This is a genomic window from endosymbiont of Ridgeia piscesae, assembly GCF_001443665.1.
Taxonomy (GTDB): domain Bacteria; phylum Pseudomonadota; class Gammaproteobacteria; order Chromatiales; family Chromatiaceae; genus Endoriftia; species Endoriftia persephonae.
Genome location: NZ_KQ557123.1, coordinates 13,613 through 37,035 on the forward strand (window position 1 = coordinate 13,613; position 23,423 = coordinate 37,035).

A 23,423-nucleotide genomic window follows, 5' to 3' on the forward strand; every position below is an offset into this window, starting at 1 on the left:
AAATTCAAACAAACGTTTGACCTAATTCAATCATCTGTTTTATCTTCTGCCGACATCGAGATCATCAACAATCCGGACACCCATGCCTCGCAACCTTCAAAACAACACAGCAGACACCCGCCAGCGGCTGTTGCAGGCAGCCCTGAAGGCCTTCGGTCATCGCGATTATGAGGCAGTGAGCACCCGTGAGATCGTGCGGGCCGCCGACGCCAACATCTCGGCCATCTCCTACCACTTCGGTGGCAAGCAGGGGCTCTATCTGGCGACCGCCGAATATCTTGCCGAGACGATTCACACCACCATGGCGCCCCATCTGCAACACATTCAGCAGGCATCACTCACTGCCTCCCCACAACAGTGCCGGCAGCTGCTGGCCAACCTGATGGCAAGGCTGGCGCGAAACCTGGCGCTGGACAGCATCACGGAGGATGCCGCCGGCCTCATCTTCCGCGAACAGCACCACCCCACCGAGGCCTTCGAGATCCTCTACAAACAGATTTTCGCCCCGATGCACGATGTCATCTCGCACCTGATCGCCAAGGTCTGGGGGCTGCCGGCCGATGCCCCCGAAGTGCTAACCACCAGCCATGCCCTATTCGGACAGGTCATCATCTTCCGCATTGGCAGAACCACCATCCTGCGCCGCCTAGGGCTGCCGGTATTCGGCGACAGTGAGGTTCGCATAATCACCGAACTGGTCGCTTCACTCGCACTCCATTCACTCAACCACCACCCTCTGCAGGAACAGAAATCATGACAAACGCCTCCCGATCCCGCTGGCAGGTTCTATGGATTCTGCCGCCCATCGCCATCGGTATCGCTGTCCTGCTCTGGGCCGCCAGCGGCAAACAGCCGCCGGCAAAAGCAGAGCGCGGCGAAGTCGCCCGAGTGGTGCGCATCATCGAGGCCCCTCAGCTCGCCTTCACCCCGGTTGCGCAAGGTTATGGCGCAGTCCAGCCCGCACGGGTGTGGAGCGCCGTGGCACAGGTCTCCGGCCGTATCGTCGAAATCCATCCGCAACTGCGCAACGGGGAGATCCTGCCGGCCGGCACCGAGTTGTTTCACATCGACCCGGTCGACTACGAACTCAATCTGGCGCAGGCCAAGGCGTCGCTGGCAGAACTTGATGTGCAGGAGGCCAATGCCCACGCCTCGCTGGCGATCGAGCAGCGCAATCTTGCCCTGAGCAGAGGCGAACTGGAGCGCATCCGCAAACTGGTGCAGAGCGGCACCGCCTCCCAGAGCAACGCTGATGAGGCAGAGCGCGCGATGCTCGCCAACCGCACCAAGGTGCAGAACATGCAGAATACCCTGGCGCTACTCCCGACCCAGCGCCGCCTGCTGCAGGCCAAGATGGCCCAGGCAGAGCGGGATCTCGCCCACACCTTGGTGAAGGCACCCTTCAACCTGCGCATAGCGAATCTAAAAATCGAGGCGGATGAGTATGTCAGCAGAGGTCAGAATCTGTTCGACGGCGATGCAGTGGACCGGGTGGAGGTAGTTGCCCAGGTTGCCATTGCCTCACTGCGCCGCCTGTTTATCGGTCAGACAGAACCCCTTCCCAACATCGAACGGCTCAACCAGGATCTGGCCGGCTTTGTCGGACTTCGCCCGCTGCTCCGCCTCGACATGGGCAACCACACGGCCGAGTGGCAGGCGGAGTTCGTCCGCTTCAGCGACCAGATCGATAGCAAGACCCGTACCGTGGGCGTGGTGGTCGCCGTCGACAAACCATTTGAAAAGGTCAGGCCCGGCCTGCGTCCCCCCCTCTCCAAAGGCATGTTTGTCGAGGTGATTCTGCGTGGCCAGAGCCAGCCTGATCAGATTGTCATCCCCCGCTCTGCGGTGCGCAACGGCAAGGTCTACCTGGTGGATGCACAGAACCGCTTGCAGCGACAGCCGGTGCAACTGCTCTACAGTCAGGGAAGTGTGAGCGTGATCAAAAGCGGCATCCGAGCGGGTGACCGGGTGGTCGTCTCCGACCCGGTGCCAGCGGTCAGCGGCATGCTGCTACAACCGCAACTGGACAAGCAACTCAGCGCTGAACTACTGCAGGCTATCGGAGATGACTCATGATCGCCTGGTTCACCCGCCACCCGACCGCCGCCAATCTGATGATGGGGGCGCTGATGCTGCTTGGGCTGATCACCCTGCCCAACCTGCAGCGCGAGAGCCTGCCGGAGATCAAAAACGACAAGGTCGAGATCCGCGTGATCTACAAAGGGGCTACCGCCGAGGAGGTGGAGGACGCCATCTGCCGCCGCTTGGAGGATGCCCTGGAGGGGGTCACCGATCTGGATGAGATCCGCTGCGAAGCCCGCGAGGGCGTCGGCCAAGCCACCGCGGTAATGCTCGAGGGGGCCGACATGACGCGCTTCCTCGACGACGTAAAATCAGAGGTGGAGACCATCGATGACTTCCCCGTCGAGGCGGAGCAGCCGGTGATCACCGAACTGGGGCGTACCGAAGCGGTGATCTCGCTGGCCGTCACCGGGCCAGAGGATCCGGTCGCGCTGAAGGCCTATGCGGAAGAGCTCAAGTCACGCATGCTGGCCCTGAAGACGATCGCCGACGTCTCCATTGGTGGCTTCTCCGAGCACCAGATCCGCATCGAGATCCCCGCCTGGCGGCTGCGCCAGTATGGCCTCTCCGCCGCCGCCATCGCCAATGCGGTGCAACGCCAGAGTGTCGGCGGCCCTGCCGGCCGGCTGGAGGGGAGTCAGGAAGATCTGCTGTTGCGCTTTGACGATCAGCGCAAGAGTGTCGAGCAGCTCAAGGATCTGGTGGTGATATCCAGCAGCAGCGGCGCGGCCATCCGTCTCGGCGAGATCGCCGAGATCAGCGATCGCTTCGACCGCGCCGAGGAGAAGATCACCTTCAACGGCCAGCGCGCGGCGATCCTCGATGTCTCCAAGACCCGCTCCCAGGATATCCTGAAGGTGCTCGCCAGCGTCAAGGCGTTTGCCGAGGCCGAACAGCAGCAGGCACCCAAGGGCGTCACCTTGACGCTGACCCAGGACCGCGCCTCGGTGGTGCAGGACCGCCTCGACATGCTGCTGCGCAATGGCGCTCAGGGGCTGGTGGCAGTATTTCTGGTGCTCTGGCTCTTCTTCAGCGTCCGCTACAGCTTCTGGGTCACCATGGGGCTGCCGGTCTCCTTCCTTGGCGCGCTATTTGTGCTGCCGATGGTCGGTGTCACCATTAATATGATCTCGATGGTGGGGCTGCTGATCGGCATCGGCCTGCTGATGGATGACGCCATCGTCATCGCCGAGAACATCGCCGCCCGCATGGCCAAGGGCGACACGCCGCAACATGCCGCTATCGCCGGGGTACGTCAGGTGCTGCCGGGCATCGCCTCCTCCTTCGCCACCACCCTGATGGTGTTTGGCTCGCTGGCCTTTATCACCGGCGAGATCGGGCAGATCCTGCGGGTCATGCCGGTGGTCCTGATCCTGGTGATCACGGTGAGTCTGATCGAGGCCTTCCTGATCCTGCCCAACCACCTGAATCACTCGCTGGCGCATATGAAGAGCGGTTCGCCCAACCGCTTCCGCCAAGCCTTTGAACGGGGCTTCGATAGGCTGCGCGAACGCTGGTTTGGACCGACCCTCGACCGGGCCATCCACAATCGCTATCTGACCCTCGGTATCGTGCTGATGCTGCTGCTCTTCTCGGTGGCGGTGCCGGTCGGCGGCGGGCTCAAGTTTGTCGGCTTCCCCGATATGGATGGCGACCTGGTGGAGGCCCGCATCCTGCTGCCCCAGGGCACGCCGCTGGTGCGCACTGAGCAGGTGGTGGCACAGATCGAGGGTGCGCTGCAGCGGGTCAATGCCCACTTCAAGCCACGTCAGCCGCAGCAGCAGGATCTGGTGCAGAACGTCACCGTAATCTACGGCCAGAACCCGGATGCCTTCGAGACCGGCCCCCATGTGGCCCGGATCGCCACCGACCTGCTCAGCGCCGAGATACGCGACGCCCCACTGGATGAGTTCATCCAGCTCTGGCGCGAGGAGGCCGGGCTGCTGGCCGACGTGATCTCTCTGAAGTTTACCGAGCCGGTCATCGGACCCGGCGGCCGCCCCATCGACCTGCGCCTGCTGGGCGACGATCTGGCGCAGCTCAAGACCGCCTCCAACGAACTGCAGGCCTGGCTCAACGGCTTTGCCGGGGTCAACGATCTGAGCGATGACCTACGCCCGGGCAAGCGTGAGTACCGCCTCCGTCTGAAACCGGATGCCGGCGTGCTGGGGCTGGACGCCCGCAGCGTGACCGAGCAGCTGCGCGGCGCCTTTCAGGGCCTCAAGGTGGATGAGTTTCCGGTCGGCGCCGAGACCTATGAGGTCAATCTGCGCTTTAGCGAGCAGGATCGTATCGGCCCCGAGAGTCTCGATACACTCACCATCACCGGGCCAGACGGCGCGCTGGTGCCACTCTCAGTGGTCGCCGAGATCGAAGAGGTGCGCGGCTGGGCCCGGATCAACCGGATCGACAGCCAGCGGGCAGTCACTATCCAGGGCGATGTGGACCGCTCCCAGGCCAATGCCCAGGAGCTGTTGGGGCTGACCCAGCGTGAGTTTATTCCCGGACTGCTGGCACGCTATCCGGGGCTGAAGTTCGACGTGCAGGGTGAGAGCAAGCGGTCCGCCAAGACCGGCAAGTCGATCGTGCGCAACGTCCTGATGGGGCTACTCGGGGTCTATCTGCTGTTGGCGCTGCAGTTCCGCGGTTATCTCGCTCCACTGACGGTGATGCTGGTGATCCCCAGCGCCCTGATCGGCGTGGTGTTTGGGCATCTCGCCCTCGGGCTCGATATGACCATGCCGAGCATCGTCGGCATGGCCTCGCTGTTCGGGGTGGTGGTCAACGATTCGATTCTGTTGGTGGTGTTTATCCGTGATGCCCGCGCCCAGGGTGTGGTGGTCACCAACGCTGCCAAACAGGCGGGCAGGGCCCGTTTCCGTCCAATCCTGCTCACCTCTATCACCACTATCGTCGGCCTCACCCCGTTGCTGCTGGAGAAAAGTCTGCAGGCACAGATCCTGATTCCACTGGCAGCCAGCCTCGCCTTTGGCCTGACCGCGGCCACCCTGGTGGCGCTGTTCCTGGTACCGGCTTTCTACTGCATTCTGGATGATTTCAATCTATTGGGTGAACTGGATACAAAGGCCGAATCAGATCCTGAGGTTACCCAGCAGAGCCATTGATTTTTGTAGCCATAACTATGAGTTAGAATACAATTCACCCGATCACCACCCAAACAACTCCACTCAGCCTGGCTGCAGTCTTGCGCTGCAGTCAGGCACTGCCTTTCCTCTCTTCTAATCGCCTTCAAACACCAGGCTATCCGGGTGAAACGCCATCCAGGCAAACCAGTAGCTGATGGCACTTGGCAGCCGTCTCCCCTCTCGGCCCTCCACCCAAGCGGTCGCGTTGGCCTTGTCAAAGTGCACCCGGATCGGCCGGTTCCCCAATCGATCATCCAGAACACCCTCCAGCCGCGCCAACTCCTGAAACGGATAGGCCTTGAAGGCTCCATCGATCTCCAGGCCCAAGACCTGCTCTTTCGGATGGTAGCGCGGGTTGATAGCGGACAACGGAAAGAACAGCTCTGACTCCTGCGCATACCCCGCGTAAGGATCTCTGCTGTAGTCCCGAGCAAAACCGGTCTCCCGCGACAGTACCTGCGTCTGTGGATGCCTGTCGCGCCACTCCTACCAGCTGGTGTGTTGCAACGCCAACATCTGCAGACGCCTACCCCCCATCGGGCCGCTGATCGCCTGTCTCATCAACTGCGACCAGAGAGATTTGCTCTGTCGGTCATAGAGCAGCATGTCGTTGTTATAGAGCAGACCAGAGACCCCGAAACTCAAGGCCTGGCCATCAACCTCTGCGGCAAACGCCATGCCGCTGCCGCAGAGTGGACAGAAGGTGACCACCACCGCCCGCTCACCGAAACGGTCGTTGACGATCTCATGCCAGTTGAGAATGGCCACCGGATAGGCGCGGCTGGTCCCCTGCAACGACAGTCCCAGCACTCGCTCGTCAGGTTTCAGCCAGTCAGCCGAATCAGCAGTGACAAATTGCGGTGAGTCGATGGCCGGTATGCCGTCCCGCGCCGGGCCACCGTGGAAGATTTCCTCCGGCGGCACCTGCGCATCACGCAGATCAAAGCTATTCAAACGCTCCAGCGCGTTAGTCTGCACCGGCGAACAAGCCAGCACTACCATCGCCATTGACAATAGACTCAGCAGTGAAAAGTTAGACATAGATCCAATCCTGAGGGAATCCAATTCGCTATGATCAGTTCGCTTCTAACGCATTCTGATCCATAGACAACTCTGCTCTCCCCAGATACGCACACCAGCGTCAGCCGGTTTCACACCCGCCGCCTGCGGTCAAAAAATAGCTTCTTTTACCATCGGGAACAGATTGCGGTCCCATCGGTAACACTCACTCAATTTTTTGTTACCTTTTTTCTCACACACTCTCTTTAAAGACCCCAGATAACACACAATAACTCCTTGTTTTGTTTTGACTTTTAACCCACACCAGCCGGACAATTCCTGTGGCTCTATCCGTTACCTGCGGATACCCAAAACCGGGCACCGCCTCTAAGCCAGAACAATAAAATTGCAGGAACTCCTCAGGCAGGGCGGCGGCGGTAGCCACAGAGCGAAGCAACTCAACCGGCGGAGAGATCATGAAATGAACAATCGAGCTGAGCAATATTGGAAAGCCAATATTCGCCTAGTAGCCATCCTACTGACGATATGGTTTGTGGTGTCCTACCTATTTGGCATCATCCTCGCGGAGCCGCTCAATGCCATCAAAGTTGGTGGTGTCGGGCTGGGTTTCTGGTTCGCCCAGCAGGGCTCTATCTACACCTTCCTGGTGCTCATCTTCTTCTACGCAAAACGTATGAACGCCTTGGACATCGAATTCGACGTCCACGAGGATTAAGGGGATACAACCAATGGATCTTCAAACACTGACCTATACCGTAGTGGGCTTTACCTTCGCCCTCTACATCGGCATCGCCTTCTGGGCGCGTGCCAGTACCACCGGCGAGTTCTATGCCGCTGGCCGCGGGGTACACCCGGTGGCCAACGGCATGGCCACCGCCGCCGACTGGATGTCCGCCGCCTCGTTCATTTCGATGGCAGGACTGATCGCCTTCAACGGCTACGGCGCCTCTGTCTTCCTGATGGGCTGGACCGGCGGCTATGTACTGCTGGCACTGCTGCTGGCGCCCTACCTGCGCAAGTTCGGCAAGTTCACCGTGCCCGAGTTCATCGGTGATCGTTACTACTCCCGCACAGCACGCATCGTCGCAGTCATCTGCCTGATCCTGGCCTCGATCACCTATGTAATCGGCCAGATGAAGGGCATCGGCGTCGCCTTCTCCCGCTTCCTCGAGACTGACTACGATACCGGCCTCTACATCGGCATGGGCATCGTCTTCATCTATGCCGTTCTCGGCGGCATGAAGGGCATCACCTACACCCAGATCGCCCAGTACTGCGTGCTGATCTTCGCCTACACCGTGCCCGCCGTCTTCATCTCAATGAACATCACCGGCAACCCACTGCCGCAGTTGGGTATCGGCAGCACCATGGCGGATGGCTCCGGCATGTATATGCTGGACAAGCTTGACCAGGTAGTCGCGGAACTGGGTTTTCATGAGTACACGACCCAGGTGATGGGCAGTAAACTCAACATGTTTGTCTACACCCTGTCGTTGATGATCGGTACCGCAGGCCTGCCACATGTCATTATCCGTTTCTTCACCGTCCCTAAGGTGAAGGATGCCCGCTCCTCCGCCGGCTGGGCATTGGTCTTCATCGCCATCCTCTACACCACCGCACCGGCGGTCGGCTCGATGGCCCGCCTCAACCTGATGAATACTATCCAGACGGGTGAAGTTGGCTCTGCCGAGGGCAACCTCGCCTACGCCGAACGGCCCCAGTGGTTCAAGAACTGGGAACAGACCGGTCTGTTGAGGTATGAGGATAAGAACGGCGATGGCCGCATCCAATACTACAATGACAAAAACACCGCATTTGCTGCCAAGGCCGAGTCCTTCGGCTGGAAAGGCAATGAGATGGTCAAGGTCGACCGCGACATCATGGTGCTAGCCAACCCAGAGATCGCCGGACTGCCAAACTGGGTCATCGCCCTTGTCGTCGCCGGCGGTCTGGCCGCTGCGCTCTCCACCGCAGCGGGTCTGCTGTTGGCGATCGCCTCCTCGATCTCCCATGATCTGTTGAAGGGCGTCTTCATGACCGACATCTCGGAGAAGAATGAGCTGATGGCCGGACGCATCGCAATGGCCGGCGCCATCGCCCTGGCGGGTTACTTCGGCCTGCATCCACCGGATTTCGCCGCCGGCACCGTGGCCATCGCCTTTGGTCTGGCTGCCAGCTCGATCTTCCCGGCGTTGATGATGGGCATCTTCAACAAGAAGATGAACCGCTCCGGTGCGATCTGGGGCATGGTCTCCGGTATCGGCGTCACTATGCTCTATGTGTTCCAGCACAAGGGCATCATGTTCATCCCCGGCACCGCCTTCCTCGGTGACATGGGGCCGAACTGGTTCCTCGGCATCTCACCCAATGCATTTGGCGCTGTCGGCGCACTGGTCAACTTCGCCGTCGCCATCGCCGTGTCGAAGGTGACTGCCGCACCGCCGGAGCATATCCAACATCTGGTGGAGGATATCCGCGTACCCAAGGGGGCCGCTGCTGCCTCCGCTCACTAAAACCAGACGACTCTGTAAAGTTTGGCCCCGCACTGCGGGGCCTTTTTCCTTCCCCACCTGCCGAGGCATTTCCACCAATCGACAGCCCAGACCAGCGGTCGATGCGTAGAAATTCTTCCCCTGTACCGGTATAACAACTTCACCCGATGGAGAGCTGGAACTGATCCCATGGAAATCGAACTGATCGAGATCCGCGACTTTCTCGTCGAACGCCATCCGTTCGACGCACTCTCCGATCAGACCCTGGAGCAGCTCCCCAAATCCCTGCAGATCCGCTACCTGCGCCGCGACAGCCACTTCCCGCCAGAGGATATCGACGGCAGCTACCTCTACATCATCCGCAGCGGCGCCATTGAACTCTACGATGCAGACGACAACCTGATCGAAAAACTGGCGGAGGGCGATATCTACACCCTGCACTGCCAACTGCTCGATCTGGGCCAATCGCGCAACGGCAAAGCCGTGGAGGATAGCCTGCTCTACCTGCTCCCCTGCGACAGCCTGCGCCAGCTGCGGGAGGGTTCCGAGGCATTCAATCGCCACTTCAGCGAATCCCTGCGGGATCGTCTGAAACAGGCGGTGAACGGTGATCAGGAGAGTCACAATCAGATGGCCCACCTGACGGTGGAGGTCTCAGACCTGCTGAAGAAGCCGCCAGTGACCATCGACGTCAACGCCAGCATCCAACAGGCTGCCCAGCTAATGAGCGAGCAGAACGTCTCCTCGGTAATGCTGATGGAGGGGGAAAGACTGGCCGGCCTGATTACCGACCGGGATCTGCGCAAACGCTGCGTGGCAACCGGGCTGCTCGGCGATCGACCAGCCCGGGAGATCATGTCAAGCAAGCTGCAGACTGTGCAGCACAACAGCCTGGTGATGCATGCGTTGATGGCCATGACCCGCCTAAATCTGCACCATCTGCCGGTGATGATCGGCGAAGTGGTGATCGGCATGCTCACCGCCACCGATCTGGCCCAGCAGCAGAACTCCAGCTCCGCCTTCATCGCCAACGATGTGCGCAAGGCACAGAACCTGGAGTACCTGATCCAAGCCAGCCAACGCTTGCCCGAGCTGCAACTGCAGCTGGCCAACTCCAGCGCCACCGCACAGCACATCGGCGAGGCAATTTCCTGCATCACCGACGGCATCACCATCCGTCTGATCGAGATGGCGCAACAGGAACTGGGGCCAGCACCCATCCCCTTCGTCTGGCTCTGCGGCGGCTCCCAGGCGCGAGGTGAACAGAGCTCTCACTCGGACCAGGACAACGCGCTGCTGCTCGATGACAGCTTCCAGCCCGCACAGCATGCCGACTACTTTGCGGCACTGGCACAGCGGGTTACAGACGGCCTAGACGCCTGCGGCTTTGTCTACTGCCCGGGGGATGCCATGGCCAGCAACCCGAAGTGGCGTCAGCCGCTACAAACCTGGCGTGGCTACTTCAAGGAGTGGATCGACGCCCCCGAGCCGATGGCGCTAATGCTCTCCAGCATCTTCTTCGATCTGCGTCCGGTATTCGGTGAGTTCAGCCTGTTTGAACAGCTGCAACAGGAGATCTTGCAAAATACCAAGGGAAACAGCCTGTTTACCGCCTACATGGCGGCCAACGCGCTGCAGTTCCGCCCACCGCTGGGCTTCTTCCGCAACTTCACCCTAATCCACGGCGGTGAGCACGACGACACCTTCGACATCAAACACCGCGGCATCGTGCCGATCACCGACATCGCCCGGGTCTTCGCACTTGATCAAGGGTTGGCTGAGGTCAACACCAGCGAGCGCCTGAGTGCCGCGATGGCCGCCGGGGCGATCAGCGAGGAGATGGGGGAGAATCTGCAGGATGCCCTGGAGTATATCGCCAGCCTGCGCATCCAGCATCAGGCCACACAGATCAAACGGGGCCAGAGCCCCAACAACTATCTGCCACCGGATACCCTCTCCGAACTACAGCGACGCCACCTGAAAGATGCCTTCGGGGTGATTCAGACAATGCAGGAGACTATGGAGAGCCGCTACCAAAGCGGGCGCTTCCGGTGAATCATGTTCGAGCGTCTCTTCAGCAAACAGCATCAGCGCAAGCGGGCCCTGGCCAAGGCTCCCACCGGGGTGATGAGGGACTACCTCACAGCCCCCTTCCCCTCCAGTAAGACCCCCTGCACGGAGCTGGAGATCGTCTCCCTTGATCTGGAGACCACCGGCTTGAAGCCGAAACAGGACAGCATTCTCAGCATCGGCCTGGTCAATATCCGTGCATTACAGATCCACCTCGACACTGCCTGGCACCGGGTAATCCGGGTGGAACAGCAGATCCCTGAGTCGTCCGCGGTGATCCATCAGATCACCGATGACCACGCCGCCGCAGGCACCCCCCTAGAAGAGGCACTGCCTCAGCTACTGCGACAACTCAGCGGCAAGGTGATGCTGGCCCACTACAAAAACATCGAGCAGAATTTTCTCGACGCCGCCTGCCAGCGGCTCTACGGCACGCCTTTTATCATTCCGATCATCGACACTCTGGAGCTGGCCCAGCGCCTGTTCGCCCAGCGTAACCACAGCATCCAGCCCGGCGATCTGCGCCTGTTCAACCTGCGGCCACGCTACAATCTACCCCACTACAAGGCGCACAATGCGCTCAGTGATGCCCTCGCCACCGCCGAGCTGTTTCTTGCGATGGCAGCGGAGATGGCGCCAAGGCCCACGCAGTGCCGACTCGACCAGTTTCAGACGGATTGACCCGATGCCCCGATTCTCGGCAGTATGCAGCTTTGCACAGAACGATCAGCCCGGGCCTGCGATCATCGGGCCGCTGCAGAAGCCCACTTCGCACTAACAACAGACCATTCAATGGAACAAAACACCAAGAGGTAACCACCATGTCCGACAAGGTTTACGAAGTCCCCGCCGATTTCGCCGCCCAGGCGAACATCACCGATGCCCAGTACCAAGAGATGTACCAACGCTCTATCGATGACCCGGAGGGCTTCTGGGGCGAGCAGGCAACGGAGTACCTGAGCTGGTTCAAGACGTGGGACAAGACCCTGGACTGGAGCTTTGGCGAGGACGACCTGCACATCGAATGGTTCAAGGGCGGGAAACTGAACGTCTCCTACAACTGCCTCGACCGTCACCTGGAGAGCCGTGGCGATCAGACCGCGATCCTCTGGGAAGCGGACGATCCGGGGCATGACAAAAAAATCAGCTACCGGGAGCTGCACGCCGACGTCAACAAGTTCGCCAACGTACTCAAATCCCGTGGCGTAAAGAAGGGTGATCGAGTCTCCATCTACATGCCGATGATCCCCGAAGCGGTGGTAGCGATGCTCGCTTGCACCCGCATCGGCGCGGTCCACTCCATCGTCTTCAGCGCCTTCTCCCCCGACGCCCTGAAGGACCGCATCCTCGACTCCGACTGCCAATGCCTGATCACCGCCGATCAGTCGATCCGCGGCGGCAAGCATCTGCCGCTGAAAAAGAGCGCCGACGCCGCCCTGGCCAACTGTCCCAACGTGCACACCTCCATCGTGGTGAAACATGGCGGCGAAGCGGTGGAGTGGACCGAGGGCCGCGATATCTGGTATCACGAGGCGCTGGCCGCGGCCGATCCGGTCTGCGAACCGGAGGAGATGGACGCCGAAGACCCCATGTTCATCCTCTACACCTCCGGCTCCACCGGCAAACCCAAGGGCGTGCTGCACACCACCGGCGGCTACCTGCTGCAAGCGGCCATGACCCACAAGCTGGTGTTCGACTACAAGGACGGCGAGGTCTACTGGTGTACCGCCGACATCGGCTGGGTCACCGGCCACAGCTACATCGTCTACGGCCCGCTCACCAACGGCGCCATCAGCCTGATGTTTGAAGGCATCCCCACCTATCCCGATGTGGGCCGCTTCTGGCAGGTCTGCGACAAGCACAACGTAGCCAGCTTCTACACCGCGCCAACCGCGATCCGCGCCCTGATGGCCGCCGGTGAAGAGCCGGTCAAGGCCACCTCACGCAAATCCCTGCGCCTGCTCGGCACCGTCGGCGAGCCGATCAATCCAGAAGCCTGGGAGTGGTACAACCGAGTGGTGGGCGACAGTCGCTGCCCGATCGTCGACACCTGGTGGCAGACCGAGACCGGCGCCCACATGCTCACCCCCCTGCCCGGCGCCACCCCACTAAAACCCGGCTCCGCCACCCAGCCCTTCTTCGGCGTTCAGCCGGTGCTGCTGGATGAAGAGGGCAAGGAGATCGAGGGCAACCCGGCCTCCGGCAATCTCGCCATCAAACACCCATGGCCCTCTCAGATGCGCACGCTGTATGGCGACCATCGGCGTTTCTATGAGACCTACTTCCAGATGTACCCCGGCTACTACTTCACCGGTGACGGCGCCAAACGCGATGAGGACGGCTACTATTGGATCACCGGCCGTGTCGATGACGTGCTCAACGTCTCCGGCCATCGTCTCGGCACCGCCGAGATCGAATCCGCACTGGTGCTGCACGAGAAGGTCGCCGAGGCCGCCGTGGTCGGCTATCCCCACGAGATCACCGGCCAGGGCATCTACGCCTACGTCACCCTGATGTCTGGCGAAGAGTATGTCGATGAGCTGAAGGATGAGCTGGTGCAGCTAGTGCGCAAGGAGATCGGCCCGATCGCCAAGGTCAACATCATCCAGTGGGCTCCAGGGCTGCCCAAGACCCGCTCCGGCAAGATCATGCGCCGCATCCTGCGCAAGATCGCCGCCAACGAGATCGATGCCCTGGGCGACACCTCGACCCTGGCCGATCCCAGCGTGGTGGATAACCTGATCGAAAACCGAGCGAATCGCTGATCCGGCTTCTGACCAGCAACTGACTCAGGGGCGGCACTGCCGCCCCTTTTACTCTCCTAAGGCGCACCATGAAACTGAAACTCCCCATCCTCTATAAAAAACTGCTGATCCTTGCATTGGTGCTTGGACCGATCTTCTGGCTGGTCTTCACCGAGGATGGCCAGCGCCGCACCGATACCGTGTTGCTGATGCTCTGGGGGGAGGATGAGATCAAGTTCAATCTCAAGGATCTGGACGACAATTACACCGAAGCGGAGCTAAAAACCGTCTACCCGGATCTCGACTGGCAGTGCCAAGATCAATCCAGCGACTTTGGTGATCGGCTCTGTGTGACCCGCATCGGCGTCTTCAACGGCATCCCGGCCCGCTATCTCACCCTGTTCTTCCGCGCGGGAAAGGTCAGCGCAGTGAAAATGGTCTACCGGGAGATCTATCACCCGCAGCTACTCACGCACCTCCACAGACACCTGGGCAAGCCAGCTGAAGAGCGCGCCATCAGCCAGGCGCAGCCGCAACCGACGAGCCTGATCCACTGGCGTACCGGGCAAGGTGTAGTGGTGATTAAAAAGCAGCTGCAAAAAGGTGAAGAGGCAGCCCTGCTCTGGCTCTCCGCTGCACTGACAACTCAGCACTATCCGACAGCACCAAGCCACGCGCGGGTCAAGTAGTGGGATTTCATCACATATACTGAAAGCAGGCTCTACTCATGGAGGCAGGCGCAATGGGCGACCGGAAGCAGCATTGGGAGCAGGTCTACCGTGACAAATCCCCTCTTGAGGTCAGTTGGTACCAGAAGGAACCCAGCCTCTCTCTGGAGCTGATCCGCAACAGCGGCATTCAAAAAGATGATCCCATCATCGATGTGGGGGGTGGTGCCTCGCTGCTGGTCGATCGGCTGCAGCAGACGGGCTACTCGCAGCTGTCGGTGCTCGATATCTCCGCCAGGTCACTTGCCTATGCGCAAAGCCGATTGGGAGAGGCGGCCAGGCAGATCGAGTGGCATGAGGTGGATGTGACTGAATTCAGCGCCCCCCACCGCTACGCCCTCTGGCACGACCGAGCAGTATTTCACTTTCTCACCAAGGCCGCCGACCGTGAAAAGTATGCCGAAGTTCTGAACGCATCCCTGCGGCCCAACGGGCATCTGGTGATCGCCGCTTTTGCAATTGGCGGCCCGACCCAGTGCAGCGGCCTGGATATCGTGCAGTATGACGCGGAACGTCTGCTGAATGTGCTGGGTGATGGGTTTCAGCTGCTTGAAGAGCTGTCGGAATCTCATCCCACGCCCGCCGGCAAGCGGCAGGCGTTCTCCTATTTTCATCTGCACCGCTTGTAACTTTTCAACTGCCAGGCAACACCGCTAAGACATCAGAACCTGAACGCAGACCGTAGCAAAACCGCAACAAAAGATTAATTTTGTTGCCACTCTACCCATCAAGAATGGAGGACGCTAAACACGAGAAAAGGAAGAGCAAAGAATGACCATAGAAAAGCGATTCAACCGCCGCATCCCAATCACTTTCGATGTCCAGATCATCCACCGCAATCGCTGCATCACTGCACAGGCCGATGGCATCTCCTCCACCGGCATCACTCTTCGGGATAAAGCGCTGACCATCCCCACTGGTAGGCTCATCGAGATGAGCTTCAATCTAGGTACTCACCAATGGCAGGTATTCGGCCTGGTCATCTGGTCCACTCCAGAACAAATCGGCATCATGTTCCAGTTTCCACAACCCGAGCTATTCGAAACAGTGTTTCAACTCAAGTCGACGCTGGAAAAGATCAGGGAAAACCGACGAGCACCCGTTGCCGCTCATAGCCCCCCCCTGCTGAAGCCACTTCTGCGGCCCAGTGTCTGAACTGCCGCCAGGAAAGGGCAGGTATTCAGATTCGATGGGGACCGAGCGGACGGCCTCCAAGTGACTTGCCCTGCAATGTCATCAAGACCAGCCAGCACCAGACTCCGCCAGTTCCCTGGCCAACCTGGATGCATGCGGGCAGCTAAACCCAGCGGTCAGGCAGATCTCAGCTTGGCAAAGATCTCATCCTTCATCTGCGCACGTTGCTTTTTCATCTGTTCAATGTCCAGATCCTCGATCGGCTGGCCGCGCTCTTCGAGCTCCCGAATCTCGTCATCCAGGACGTCATGTTTGTCTACCAACGCAGCAAACTCGGCATCAGCAGCCTTCGCCGCCTCCAGTCTCTCATGAAATTCAGGAAACTCATGGTCGATGTCATGGTGTTCTGAAAGCATGGTTTTTTCCTCTGTTGGGAGTGCGCAGTTCTAGAGTAGCAGCAGCCAAAACGACTGGAATGATCAGGCTCAAGGGAAGCTCATTAGCCTGGCTGAATCACCTGCAGCCAGTTCCACAAACAGCTCAAACAGAGGCATTGCCAAGGGTGAAGAGAAAGCAGGCACCGCCATCCGGGCGGTTCTCCGCCGTCAGGCATCCTCCTTGCAGATCCACAATGCGTCGGGCGATGGCCAGCCCCAGGCCGGCATGCCCGGTCTGACCAGTTGCAGGGCGACTGCGATAGAAGGGATCGAAGATGTGCGGCAAATCGGCTGCGGCGATGCCGGGGCCACTATCCTCGATCGCCACCGCCACTGAATCTGCGCTCTGCTGAAAGCGGATCTGTATCGTTCCACCCTGTGGAGTGTGGTCGATGGCATTGCTGATCAGGTTATCGAGCAGACGCTCGCTCAGCGCCAGATCGGCCAGCACCAGCGACAGCCCAACCGGTGGTTCCATGCTCAGCTGGATGCCCTTTTCGTCAGCCGACAGGACAAACTTCTGCATCACATCCTGCACCAGTTCCGCCAGTGCCACCGGCTCCAGCTCGGCCCGGGTCTCCCGCGCCTCCAGCTGGGCCAGTTCAAACAGCGCCTCTACCATCCGCGTCAACCGCCGACTCTGGCGCAGAGCGATACCGAGATACTCCTGCCGTTCCCCCTCCTGCAAGGTTTCTGCCTTCATCTGCAGGGTCTCCAGGTAACCCTGCAGAGCTGCCAACGGGGTGCGCAAGTCGTGGGAGATTTGCGCCACCAATTCGCGTCGCAGACGGTCCTGCTGTTTCAATTCACCCCACTGATCGATGATGCGATCAGCCATCCCGTCGAAAGTCTGGCCGAGCCGACCGATCTCGTCGTTCAGCTTGACCGGATCCTCGGCAAATGGTTGGTGACGAGTGAAATCACTGCCCTGAAACTGCTGCATCACCCCGGAGAGCCGCTGCAGGCGACGTGTCAAGCGATGGAACAGCAGCAACCCCGCCAGCAGCCCGAATCCCAGGCTGCCCAGCGCCGTCCAAAGGCTGAGGCGGATCAGATAGCTCTCCCGCAAGGTCTGCTCCACCGAGTCGTACTCCTCACCGCGCAACACCACATAGAGGTAGCCCGCCGGCACCGGGGTGACAGAGAAGGCCTTGCGTCGGTCGTGGGAACGGGGGTCGTCCCCCAGCAGCGGGAACCCTTCACCGCGCAGAAAGGCGCGGATCGGCTGCAGATCCACATGCTGCCGCTTCACACGCCCGGGATCAGCGGAGAAGGCGAGGATTTTTCCGGCGCTATCGATCAAGTAGATCTCGATGCTCGGATTGATATCCATGTAGGCGCTGAAGGTAGTTTTAAGCGCCTGCCGGTCGAGCTCGCCCGCCGCCACCAGCTTCCGATCGGCAACAATCCGCTGCGCCAGATCGCGATTGAACTGCTGGTTGAGCTGCTGCAGATAGCGCTCTGTCACCACTGAGGTGATCAGGCCGTAGAGCAGGCCTATAACCAGAAAGATCGCCACCAAAGCGGCGGCCAGGCGCGCATAGAGGGTTCGCAACATGCTGCCGGGCCTCAGCCGCTGTCATCAGCAAACTTGTAGCCGACGCCCCAGACGGTCAATACATAACGGGGCTTGGAGGGCTCACTCTCGATCTTCGCCCGCAACCGGTTGATGTGGGAGTTGACGGTGTGCTCATAGCCCTCGTGGTTGTAACCCCAGACCCGATCGAGCAGCTGCACCCGGCTGAAGACCCGCCCCGGCTGACGCGCAAAAAATAGCAGCAGATCAAACTCCCGGGCGGTCAGCTCTACCGGCCGGCCATCAACCTGCACAGCCCGCCGCACCACATCGATCTGTAGCCCACCGCAGCGGATCTGTTCCTCGACCGGCGACTCATCCCGTTGCTGGCTAAGCGCATCGACCCGCCGGAACAGCGCCTTGATGCGCGCCAGCAGCTCGGCAATGCTGAAGGGTTTACTGAGATAGTCATCCGCCCCCATCTCCAGCCCCAGCACCCGATCGAGTTCGCCCGACTTGGCGGTGAGCATCAGGATCGGCAGATAGTCCCCCGACTGGCGCATCTGGCGGCAGAGGCTCAGGCCATCGGTATCGGGCAGCATCAGGTCGAGCACCACCAGCTGATAGCCGCCACCATTGAAGCGCTGCATCGCGGTCGCGCCGTCCCCGGCAATGTCGGCATCGCAGCCGATATCGTTCAGGTGCGACCGCACCAGCCGGGCGATATCGGGTTCATCTTCAACAATCAAGACTCTGCGACGCATCGGGTCTGCGCTCTGTTGCGATTTTCAGAAGTGATCATAGCAGTTGCCAGGCGACGCCCCCTCCAGCCGGAGGGAGTATTGCGGGCCGCTCCTGCTACATTCCGCCCTTCTTCTCTGACATTCCCATGGGGCTCTCCGACATCATCTTCTGCTCCTGCATACCCGACATCGATTTGTCTCCCATCTGAGTCATGCATGCCTTGCGCCTGCATAGGCGTCTCTCCCATCTTGCCCTGCATGCCCTCTGACTGCATCTGTTTGTGCTCCATCATGCCTTTATCATCCATCATCCTCGTGCCAGAATGGGACATCTGCTCGCTCATTTCCGCGGCACTGATCGCTGCCGCCTGCAAAATCAAGGCACAACCGAGGCTCAAAACCACTCTGTTGGTAAAAATAGTCATCGTCTTATCTCCTCCAGGAAAAGTCGGTGGGGAACACCCCGCACCACGTTCGGAGGAGATTAAAGCCGATGCAGATCCCGCCTGAGTCACGTAAATTTCACGAAAAGCTCACACTACCCGGTTTTCGGCAAAGAGGGGGAACTGGGCTGACAAAATCCAGGCAGCCACGGCCCTGAGCCGATAAGCGATCAAAACCTCCAAATTCTCTTGATCTAAACCGCCCATTTTGAGCAAAAATATGACAAAATTAGCGCATTATTTTTTACGATTCTGCGGCAACATCCCTTTGCCAGCAGCAATCCCAACCTTCCACATCCATCAACACCAGCCACTGTAGTCAAACCATGGAACTGCGAAACATCAATCAGATCGAAAACGCCACCCAGCCCGGTCGCCCTGAACTGTTTCGGCTCGGCACCGCGCTCGTGTTTATCGTCGCTGTGATGCTCTACTCCGGCATCACCAACGGCGATCTGCCCGGCGGCCTCATGCTCATCGCCGCGGCGATGATCGGCGGCTACATGGCGATGAACATCGGCGCCAACGATGTGGCCAACAATGTCGGTCCGGCAGTGGGCTCCCGCGCCCTGACGCTGAGCGGGGCAATCGTCATCGCCGTGATCTTCGAGGGGGCCGGCGCCCTGATTGCCGGTGGCGAGGTGGTCGGTACCATCAAGAAGGGAATCATTGATCCGGGTCAGATCGCCAACACCGACACCTTCATCTGGCTGATGATGGCGGCGCTACTTGCCGGCGCGATCTGGCTCAACATCGCCACTGCGTTGGGCGCTCCGGTCTCCACCACCCACTCCATCGTCGGCGGGGTGCTGGGCGCCGGCATCGCCGCCGGCGGCATGGATATCGCCAACTGGGGAAAGATGGGGCAGATCGCCGCCAGTTGGGTGATCTCACCTGTACTCGGCGGCATCATCGCCGCCGCCTTCCTCTACCTGATCAAGCGCACCATCACCTACCAGCAGGATATGCTCAGCGCGGCAAAGCGGATGGTACCGATACTGATTGCCCTGATGGCTTGGGCATTCTCTACCTATCTGGTGCTGAAGGGACTGAAGAAGGTCTGGAAGGTCGACTTTGTCACCGCCGGCCTGATCGGCACCGCGCTCGCTGCCAGCATCTACGTCTTTGTCCGCCCAATCGTGCAACGGGCTGCAGACAAGCTGCCGATGGAGAAGGCGAGCGTCAACAAACTCTTCACCACTCCACTGATCTTCGCCGCCGCACTGCTCAGCTTCGCCCACGGCGCCAACGACGTGGCCAACGCGGTCGGACCACTGGCAGCGATCAACGAAGCAATCCTTGGTGGAGCCGTCTTGGATAAGGCCGCCATCCCACTCTGGGTAATGATGGTGGGCGCCATCGGCATCGCCGTTGGGCTGATGCTCTACGGCCCCAAACTGATCCGCACCGTCGGCTCCGAGATCACCGAACTGGACCAGATGCGCGCCTTCAGCATCGCCATGGCCGCCTCCATCACCGTAATCATCGCCACCCAGATGGGGCTGCCTGTCTCCTCTACCCACATTGCGGTAGGTGCGGTGTTTGGCGTTGGCTTTCTGCGCGAATTTCTGAAGAGCAGCTACGCCAAGATGGTGGCGGAGATCGAGGAGCACCACCACGGCAGGGACGAGGCGGAGGTTGCCAAGTTCCTGCAGGCTTTCAAGAAGGCATCAGTTCCCACAAAGGGGCGAATGCTACAGCAGCTGAAGGAGCATTCGGCCAAGGCAGATCTCTCGAAAAAGGAACGCAAGAGCCTGAAGCGGGTCTACAAGACTGAGCTGGTGAAGCGCTCTAATCTGCTGAAGATCGTTGCCGCCTGGCTGATCACCGTGCCAGTCTCCGGCATCATGGCGGCAATGATTTTCTTCACCCTGCGCGGCATGCTGATGCCCTGATTCTCCCCCTCCGTGCCATCAGGCCAGCCACATGGCCTGGTGGCAGGAAACTTCCCGCCCTGCTTTATCCCCATCGCAGGTACGCCCTATTTTTCCTCGCACTGGGTTATGATTCCCCATCCATAGTTGAGGAACCCGCATGGATCACAGCCCACTGAATGATGTCCTGGTGCTGCTCGCCTGCTCGGTGGGGGCGGTCGCCATCTTCCGCCGTTTTCATCTGCCACCGATCCTCGGCTATCTAATGGTCGGGGTGCTCACCGGCAGCCACGCCCTCGGCTGGGTACCGGACGGCGAGGCGATCCATCTGCTGGCCGAGGTGGGAGTGGTGTTCCTGCTCTTCATGATCGGCCTGGAGATCTCCATCCCGCATCTGCTGGCAATGAAGAGCACTGTGCTGGGGCTGGGTAGCGCCCAAGTTCTGATCACCCTTGGCCTTGCCGGGGGCATCGCCTGGTATCTGGGGGTAGAGTGGCAGGGGGCGCTAATCCTCGGCGGCATCGTCGCCCTCTCCTCCACTGCAATCGCCACCAAGCAGCTGATCGAACAGCTGGAGATGCAATCACGCCATGGCCGCATCGCGCTCGGTATCCTGCTATTTCAGGATCTGGCGGTGGTGCCCTTCCTGGTGCTGATCCCGATCCTCGCCGACCCCAGCGGCGGCTCCATGCTGCAACCGATGCTATGGGCGCTGGCCAAGGCGGCATTCGCCTTCGCCCTGATGTTCGCGCTCGGCCACTGGGCACTGAGGCCGCTGTTTCATATGGTGGCTGGGGCCCACTCCATCGAGCTGTTTACCCTGACCATCCTGTTGGTCTCCCTGGCCGCCGCAGCACTCACCTACCAGCTCGGGCTGTCCCTGGCGCTGGGGGCCTTCCTTGCCGGGATGATGCTGGGCGAGACCGAGTACCGGCATCAGGTCGAGGCAGAGGTGCGCCCTTTCCGCGACGTACTGATGGGACTCTTCTTCATCTCAGTGGGCACCCAGCTCGATCTGATGGTGCTGCCGGAGATCTGGCACTGGGTGGCGCTGATCACCCTTGGTTTGATCCTCGGCAAGGCAGCCATCGTGATCGTCATCACGCACTTCGGCGGCCACGAGTTCGGCGTCGCCCTGCGCAGCGGCCTGGTGCTCGCCCAGGGTGGGGAATTTGGCTTCGCCCTCATCACCCTTGGCATCGCCCAGGGGCTGTTCAGCAGCGAGGTCACCCAGCCCGTGCTGGCCGCCATCGTCCTCAGCATGATCCTGGCGCCGCTGATCATCCGCCACAACGGCACCTTCGCCAAACGGGTCTGCGCCAACTACCTGGGTCGGCGGATGGCGCAGGCACAGAACCTCTCCCAGGCGAGCGACGAGCTCTCCGGCCATGTGATCGTCTGCGGCTTCGGCCGCATCGGCCAGAATCTGGCCAGCTTCCTCAAAGAGGAGGGCTTCAACTATGTCGCGCTGGACCTCGACCCGGTACTGATCCGCGAGGCCTGGGAGGCAGGTGAACAGGTCTTCTACGGCGACAGCCGTAACGCCGAGATCCTGCACAGCGCCGGTATCGAGCGGGCGCGGGCGCTGGTGGTGACCTTCCACGACCACCACCTCAGTGAACAGATCATCCATACCGCCCGCAAGGTCTCAGCCGAGATCATGATCGTCGCCCGCACCCACGACGACCACCACCTGGAAGATCTGGAGCAGGCGGGCGCCAACGACGTGGTGCCCGAGTCGATCGAGGCCAGCATGATGCTCGCTGCCCACACCCTGCGCCATCTCGACGTGGAGAAGGGCGAGATCGACGAACTGATCGAAAAGGCCCGCGCCGACCACTACAGCCGACTGCGCGGCTACTTCCACGGCGAATCCTTCGAAGACCAGGTCGAGGAGGAGGACCACTTCCACCGCCACAGCCTGGTGCTGACCGAGCAGTGCCGGGCGGTGGGCAGACGCATCGGCGAACTGGGGCTGGCGTCCCATGATATCGAGGTGATCGGCCTGCGCCGCCACGGTATTCACGGCGAAACGCCTGACCCTGAGATCATCCTACAGGCCAACGACACCCTGATCATCCAGGGCCCGCCGAAAGAGCTGGAGCATGCTGAGGAGATTTTGGTGCGCGGTTGATGCGTTCACAGTCCCTGCGATCACCGCCTCATTGCCGCCCACCAGAACTAGCAGTTGCAGGCATTGGAACTCAATAGCGCCTCAGCTACCATCTCTTAATTCTTGGAGTGGTGCGCAAAATGTCAGGAGAAACGATCATGCTTTTTGAGGCGTTGATCTGGTCCATTCCGGCCGGGCTGATCCATTTTGCGGCCATGGGGGCGCTCTACGGCAATCCTTTTATCGACACTCTGGCCGATCTCTGGCTGAGAGAACTAATTCCAGTTGATGGCCTCCAGGCGGCCTTGATACTAGGCCTGCTTTTCGGCGTACTGCGGGTCTATCCTCGCTTTTGGAATATGTGGATCCAGTCCACCTATCCGATGCGGCTGCTGCGGATTGAGTTTGTGAATGGCCTGATCGGCACGCTGGTGATCACGATCAGCCTGGAACTGCTCCTCTAATGTTGCGCATATCAAACCAGGTCACGATCCCCCTGGAGGAGATCGAACTGAGCGCGATCCACGCCCAGGGAGCCGGCGGGCAGAACGTCAACAAAGTCTCCAGTGCAGTGCATCTGCGTTTCGATATCGCCCAGTCGTCCCTGCCGGACTTCTACAAACAGCGGCTGCTGACGTTACGCGACCGGCGCATCAGCAGCGAGGGGATCATCGTCATCAAGGCACAGCGTTTCCGCACCCGGGAGAAGAACCGGACCGATGCGCTGGAGCGGCTACGCGAGCTGATCTGCAGCGTGGCGGTGGTACGTAAGAAGCGTATCGCAACCAAGCCGAGCAAAGGCGCCCAGCAGCGGCGTCTCGATGAGAAGTCAAAACGGGGCAAGCAGAAGTCGTTGCGGCGCAAGGTGGAGCATTGACCCC

19 protein-coding genes and 1 pseudogene are annotated in these 23,423 nt (G+C 60.3%); 15 read left to right on the plus strand and 5 right to left on the minus strand.

The window, feature by feature from the left end; genetic code table 11:
* Positions 1–82 precede the first annotated feature (82 nt).
* From Ga0074115_RS05965 to Ga0074115_RS05975, 3 genes are read left to right on the plus strand one after another with little or no spacing between them, the layout of a single operon-like run.
* Positions 83–757: a CerR family C-terminal domain-containing protein gene (locus tag Ga0074115_RS05965; RefSeq protein WP_057956754.1), complete on the plus strand. Its 675-nt coding sequence runs from the start codon at positions 83–85 to the stop codon at positions 755–757.
* Complete coding sequence (locus tag Ga0074115_RS05970; RefSeq protein ID WP_057956753.1) at positions 754–2,076, plus strand: efflux RND transporter periplasmic adaptor subunit; 1,323 nt, start codon at positions 754–756, stop codon at positions 2,074–2,076. Before Ga0074115_RS05965 ends, Ga0074115_RS05970 begins: the two co-directional genes overlap by 4 nt.
* Complete coding sequence (locus Ga0074115_RS05975; protein ID WP_057956752.1) at positions 2,073–5,207, plus strand: efflux RND transporter permease subunit; 3,135 nt, start codon at positions 2,073–2,075, stop codon at positions 5,205–5,207. Before Ga0074115_RS05970 ends, Ga0074115_RS05975 begins: the two co-directional genes overlap by 4 nt.
* A 114-nt stretch (positions 5,208–5,321) precedes the next feature.
* Here the strand turns inward: Ga0074115_RS05975 and Ga0074115_RS05980 are convergent.
* Positions 5,322–6,236: pseudogene (locus Ga0074115_RS05980) on the minus strand (DUF3179 domain-containing protein).
* A gap of 472 nt (positions 6,237–6,708) precedes the next feature.
* Between Ga0074115_RS05980 and Ga0074115_RS05985 the strand changes: the two are divergent.
* The 8 genes from Ga0074115_RS05985 to Ga0074115_RS06020 all read left to right on the plus strand — a co-directional run bounded on the left by Ga0074115_RS05985 (position 6,709) and on the right by Ga0074115_RS06020 (position 15,437).
* Positions 6,709–6,963 carry a DUF4212 domain-containing protein gene (locus tag Ga0074115_RS05985; protein WP_039960067.1) on the plus strand — a complete coding sequence of 85 codons (255 nt, stop codon included), beginning with the start codon at positions 6,709–6,711 and terminating at the stop codon, positions 6,961–6,963.
* A gap of 13 nt (positions 6,964–6,976) precedes the next feature.
* The gene (locus Ga0074115_RS05990) at positions 6,977–8,761 is read left to right on the plus strand and encodes a sodium:solute symporter family protein (protein ID WP_060528320.1); all 1,785 of its coding nucleotides are present in this window, start codon (positions 6,977–6,979) and stop codon (positions 8,759–8,761) included.
* Positions 8,762–8,929: 168 nt separating this feature from the next.
* Complete coding sequence (locus tag Ga0074115_RS05995; RefSeq protein ID WP_057956795.1) at positions 8,930–10,795, plus strand: putative nucleotidyltransferase substrate binding domain-containing protein; 1,866 nt, start codon at positions 8,930–8,932, stop codon at positions 10,793–10,795.
* Between the two features lie 3 nt (positions 10,796–10,798).
* Complete coding sequence (locus Ga0074115_RS06000) at positions 10,799–11,491, plus strand: exonuclease domain-containing protein (RefSeq protein WP_057956794.1); 693 nt, start codon at positions 10,799–10,801, stop codon at positions 11,489–11,491.
* Between the two features lie 140 nt (positions 11,492–11,631).
* A complete protein-coding gene (acs, locus tag Ga0074115_RS06005) occupies positions 11,632–13,575 on the plus strand; it encodes an acetate--CoA ligase (protein WP_057956793.1) in 1,944 nt (647 codons plus the stop codon).
* Positions 13,576–13,643: 68 nt separating this feature from the next.
* Positions 13,644–14,243, plus strand: a complete 600-nt coding sequence (locus tag Ga0074115_RS06010) for a hypothetical protein (protein WP_057956792.1) — start codon at positions 13,644–13,646, stop codon at positions 14,241–14,243.
* Between the two features lie 38 nt (positions 14,244–14,281).
* Positions 14,282–14,911, plus strand: a complete 630-nt coding sequence (locus tag Ga0074115_RS06015) for a class I SAM-dependent methyltransferase (protein WP_057956791.1) — start codon at positions 14,282–14,284, stop codon at positions 14,909–14,911.
* A gap of 142 nt (positions 14,912–15,053) precedes the next feature.
* Entirely contained in the window at positions 15,054–15,437 is a 384-nt protein-coding gene (locus Ga0074115_RS06020; RefSeq protein ID WP_057956790.1) for a PilZ domain-containing protein, read from the plus strand.
* A gap of 155 nt (positions 15,438–15,592) precedes the next feature.
* On the opposite strand, the gene Ga0074115_RS06025 is transcribed toward Ga0074115_RS06020, so the two are convergent.
* The 4 genes from Ga0074115_RS06025 to Ga0074115_RS06040 all read right to left on the minus strand — a co-directional run bounded on the left by Ga0074115_RS06025 (position 15,593) and on the right by Ga0074115_RS06040 (position 18,537).
* Positions 15,593–15,832 (minus strand): HP1242/YdcH family protein, encoded by a 240-nt coding sequence (locus tag Ga0074115_RS06025; RefSeq protein WP_057956789.1) that lies wholly within the window; start codon positions 15,830–15,832, stop codon positions 15,593–15,595.
* A gap of 124 nt (positions 15,833–15,956) precedes the next feature.
* The gene (locus Ga0074115_RS06030) at positions 15,957–17,411 is read right to left on the minus strand and encodes a sensor histidine kinase (RefSeq protein WP_057956788.1); all 1,455 of its coding nucleotides are present in this window, start codon (positions 17,409–17,411) and stop codon (positions 15,957–15,959) included.
* Positions 17,412–17,422: 11 nt separating this feature from the next.
* Entirely contained in the window at positions 17,423–18,133 is a 711-nt protein-coding gene (locus Ga0074115_RS06035; RefSeq protein WP_057956787.1) for a response regulator transcription factor, read from the minus strand.
* Positions 18,115–18,537, minus strand: coding sequence for a hypothetical protein (locus tag Ga0074115_RS06040; protein ID WP_057956786.1), 423 nt, complete (start codon positions 18,535–18,537; stop codon positions 18,115–18,117). Before Ga0074115_RS06040 ends, Ga0074115_RS06035 begins: the two co-directional genes overlap by 19 nt.
* A gap of 344 nt (positions 18,538–18,881) precedes the next feature.
* Between Ga0074115_RS06040 and Ga0074115_RS06045 the strand changes: the two genes are divergently transcribed.
* The 4 genes from Ga0074115_RS06045 to arfB all read left to right on the plus strand — a co-directional run bounded on the left by Ga0074115_RS06045 (position 18,882) and on the right by arfB (position 23,419).
* Positions 18,882–20,450, plus strand: a complete 1,569-nt coding sequence (locus tag Ga0074115_RS06045) for an inorganic phosphate transporter (protein WP_057956785.1) — start codon at positions 18,882–18,884, stop codon at positions 20,448–20,450.
* Between the two features lie 139 nt (positions 20,451–20,589).
* Positions 20,590–22,563, plus strand: coding sequence for a monovalent cation:proton antiporter family protein (locus Ga0074115_RS06050; RefSeq protein WP_060528321.1), 1,974 nt, complete (start codon positions 20,590–20,592; stop codon positions 22,561–22,563).
* Between the two features lie 107 nt (positions 22,564–22,670).
* Positions 22,671–23,006: a hypothetical protein gene (locus Ga0074115_RS06055; protein WP_157292682.1), complete on the plus strand. Its 336-nt coding sequence runs from the start codon at positions 22,671–22,673 to the stop codon at positions 23,004–23,006.
* Positions 23,006–23,419, plus strand: a complete 414-nt coding sequence (gene arfB / locus Ga0074115_RS06060; protein ID WP_057956961.1) for an alternative ribosome rescue aminoacyl-tRNA hydrolase ArfB — start codon at positions 23,006–23,008, stop codon at positions 23,417–23,419. The genes Ga0074115_RS06055 and arfB overlap by 1 nt, the downstream gene beginning before the upstream one ends.
* Positions 23,420–23,423: the final 4 nt, after the last annotated feature.

Coding starts and splice junctions, on each gene's coding strand:
- Ga0074115_RS05985 (WP_039960067.1), top strand. CDS start 6,709: ATGAACAATCGAGCTGAGCAATATTGGAAAGCCAATATTCGCCTAGTA.
- Ga0074115_RS06020 (WP_057956790.1), top strand. CDS start 15,054: ATGACCATAGAAAAGCGATTCAACCGCCGCATCCCAATCACTTTCGAT.
- Ga0074115_RS05975 (WP_057956752.1), top strand. CDS start 2,073: ATGATCGCCTGGTTCACCCGCCACCCGACCGCCGCCAATCTGATGATG.
- Ga0074115_RS06040 (WP_057956786.1), bottom strand. CDS start 18,537: ATGACTATTTTTACCAACAGAGTGGTTTTGAGCCTCGGTTGTGCCTTG.
- Ga0074115_RS05995 (WP_057956795.1), top strand. CDS start 8,930: ATGGAAATCGAACTGATCGAGATCCGCGACTTTCTCGTCGAACGCCAT.
- Ga0074115_RS06015 (WP_057956791.1), top strand. CDS start 14,282: ATGGAGGCAGGCGCAATGGGCGACCGGAAGCAGCATTGGGAGCAGGTC.
- Ga0074115_RS06000 (WP_057956794.1), top strand. CDS start 10,799: ATGTTCGAGCGTCTCTTCAGCAAACAGCATCAGCGCAAGCGGGCCCTG.
- arfB (WP_057956961.1), top strand. CDS start 23,006: ATGTTGCGCATATCAAACCAGGTCACGATCCCCCTGGAGGAGATCGAA.
- acs (WP_057956793.1), top strand. CDS start 11,632: ATGTCCGACAAGGTTTACGAAGTCCCCGCCGATTTCGCCGCCCAGGCG.
- Ga0074115_RS06045 (WP_057956785.1), top strand. CDS start 18,882: ATGGAACTGCGAAACATCAATCAGATCGAAAACGCCACCCAGCCCGGT.
- Ga0074115_RS05990 (WP_060528320.1), top strand. CDS start 6,977: ATGGATCTTCAAACACTGACCTATACCGTAGTGGGCTTTACCTTCGCC.
- Ga0074115_RS06050 (WP_060528321.1), top strand. CDS start 20,590: ATGGATCACAGCCCACTGAATGATGTCCTGGTGCTGCTCGCCTGCTCG.
- Ga0074115_RS05970 (WP_057956753.1), top strand. CDS start 754: ATGACAAACGCCTCCCGATCCCGCTGGCAGGTTCTATGGATTCTGCCG.
- Ga0074115_RS06025 (WP_057956789.1), bottom strand. CDS start 15,832: ATGCTTTCAGAACACCATGACATCGACCATGAGTTTCCTGAATTTCAT.
- Ga0074115_RS06035 (WP_057956787.1), bottom strand. CDS start 18,133: ATGCGTCGCAGAGTCTTGATTGTTGAAGATGAACCCGATATCGCCCGG.
- Ga0074115_RS06030 (WP_057956788.1), bottom strand. CDS start 17,411: ATGTTGCGAACCCTCTATGCGCGCCTGGCCGCCGCTTTGGTGGCGATC.
- Ga0074115_RS05965 (WP_057956754.1), top strand. CDS start 83: ATGCCTCGCAACCTTCAAAACAACACAGCAGACACCCGCCAGCGGCTG.
- Ga0074115_RS06010 (WP_057956792.1), top strand. CDS start 13,644: ATGAAACTGAAACTCCCCATCCTCTATAAAAAACTGCTGATCCTTGCA.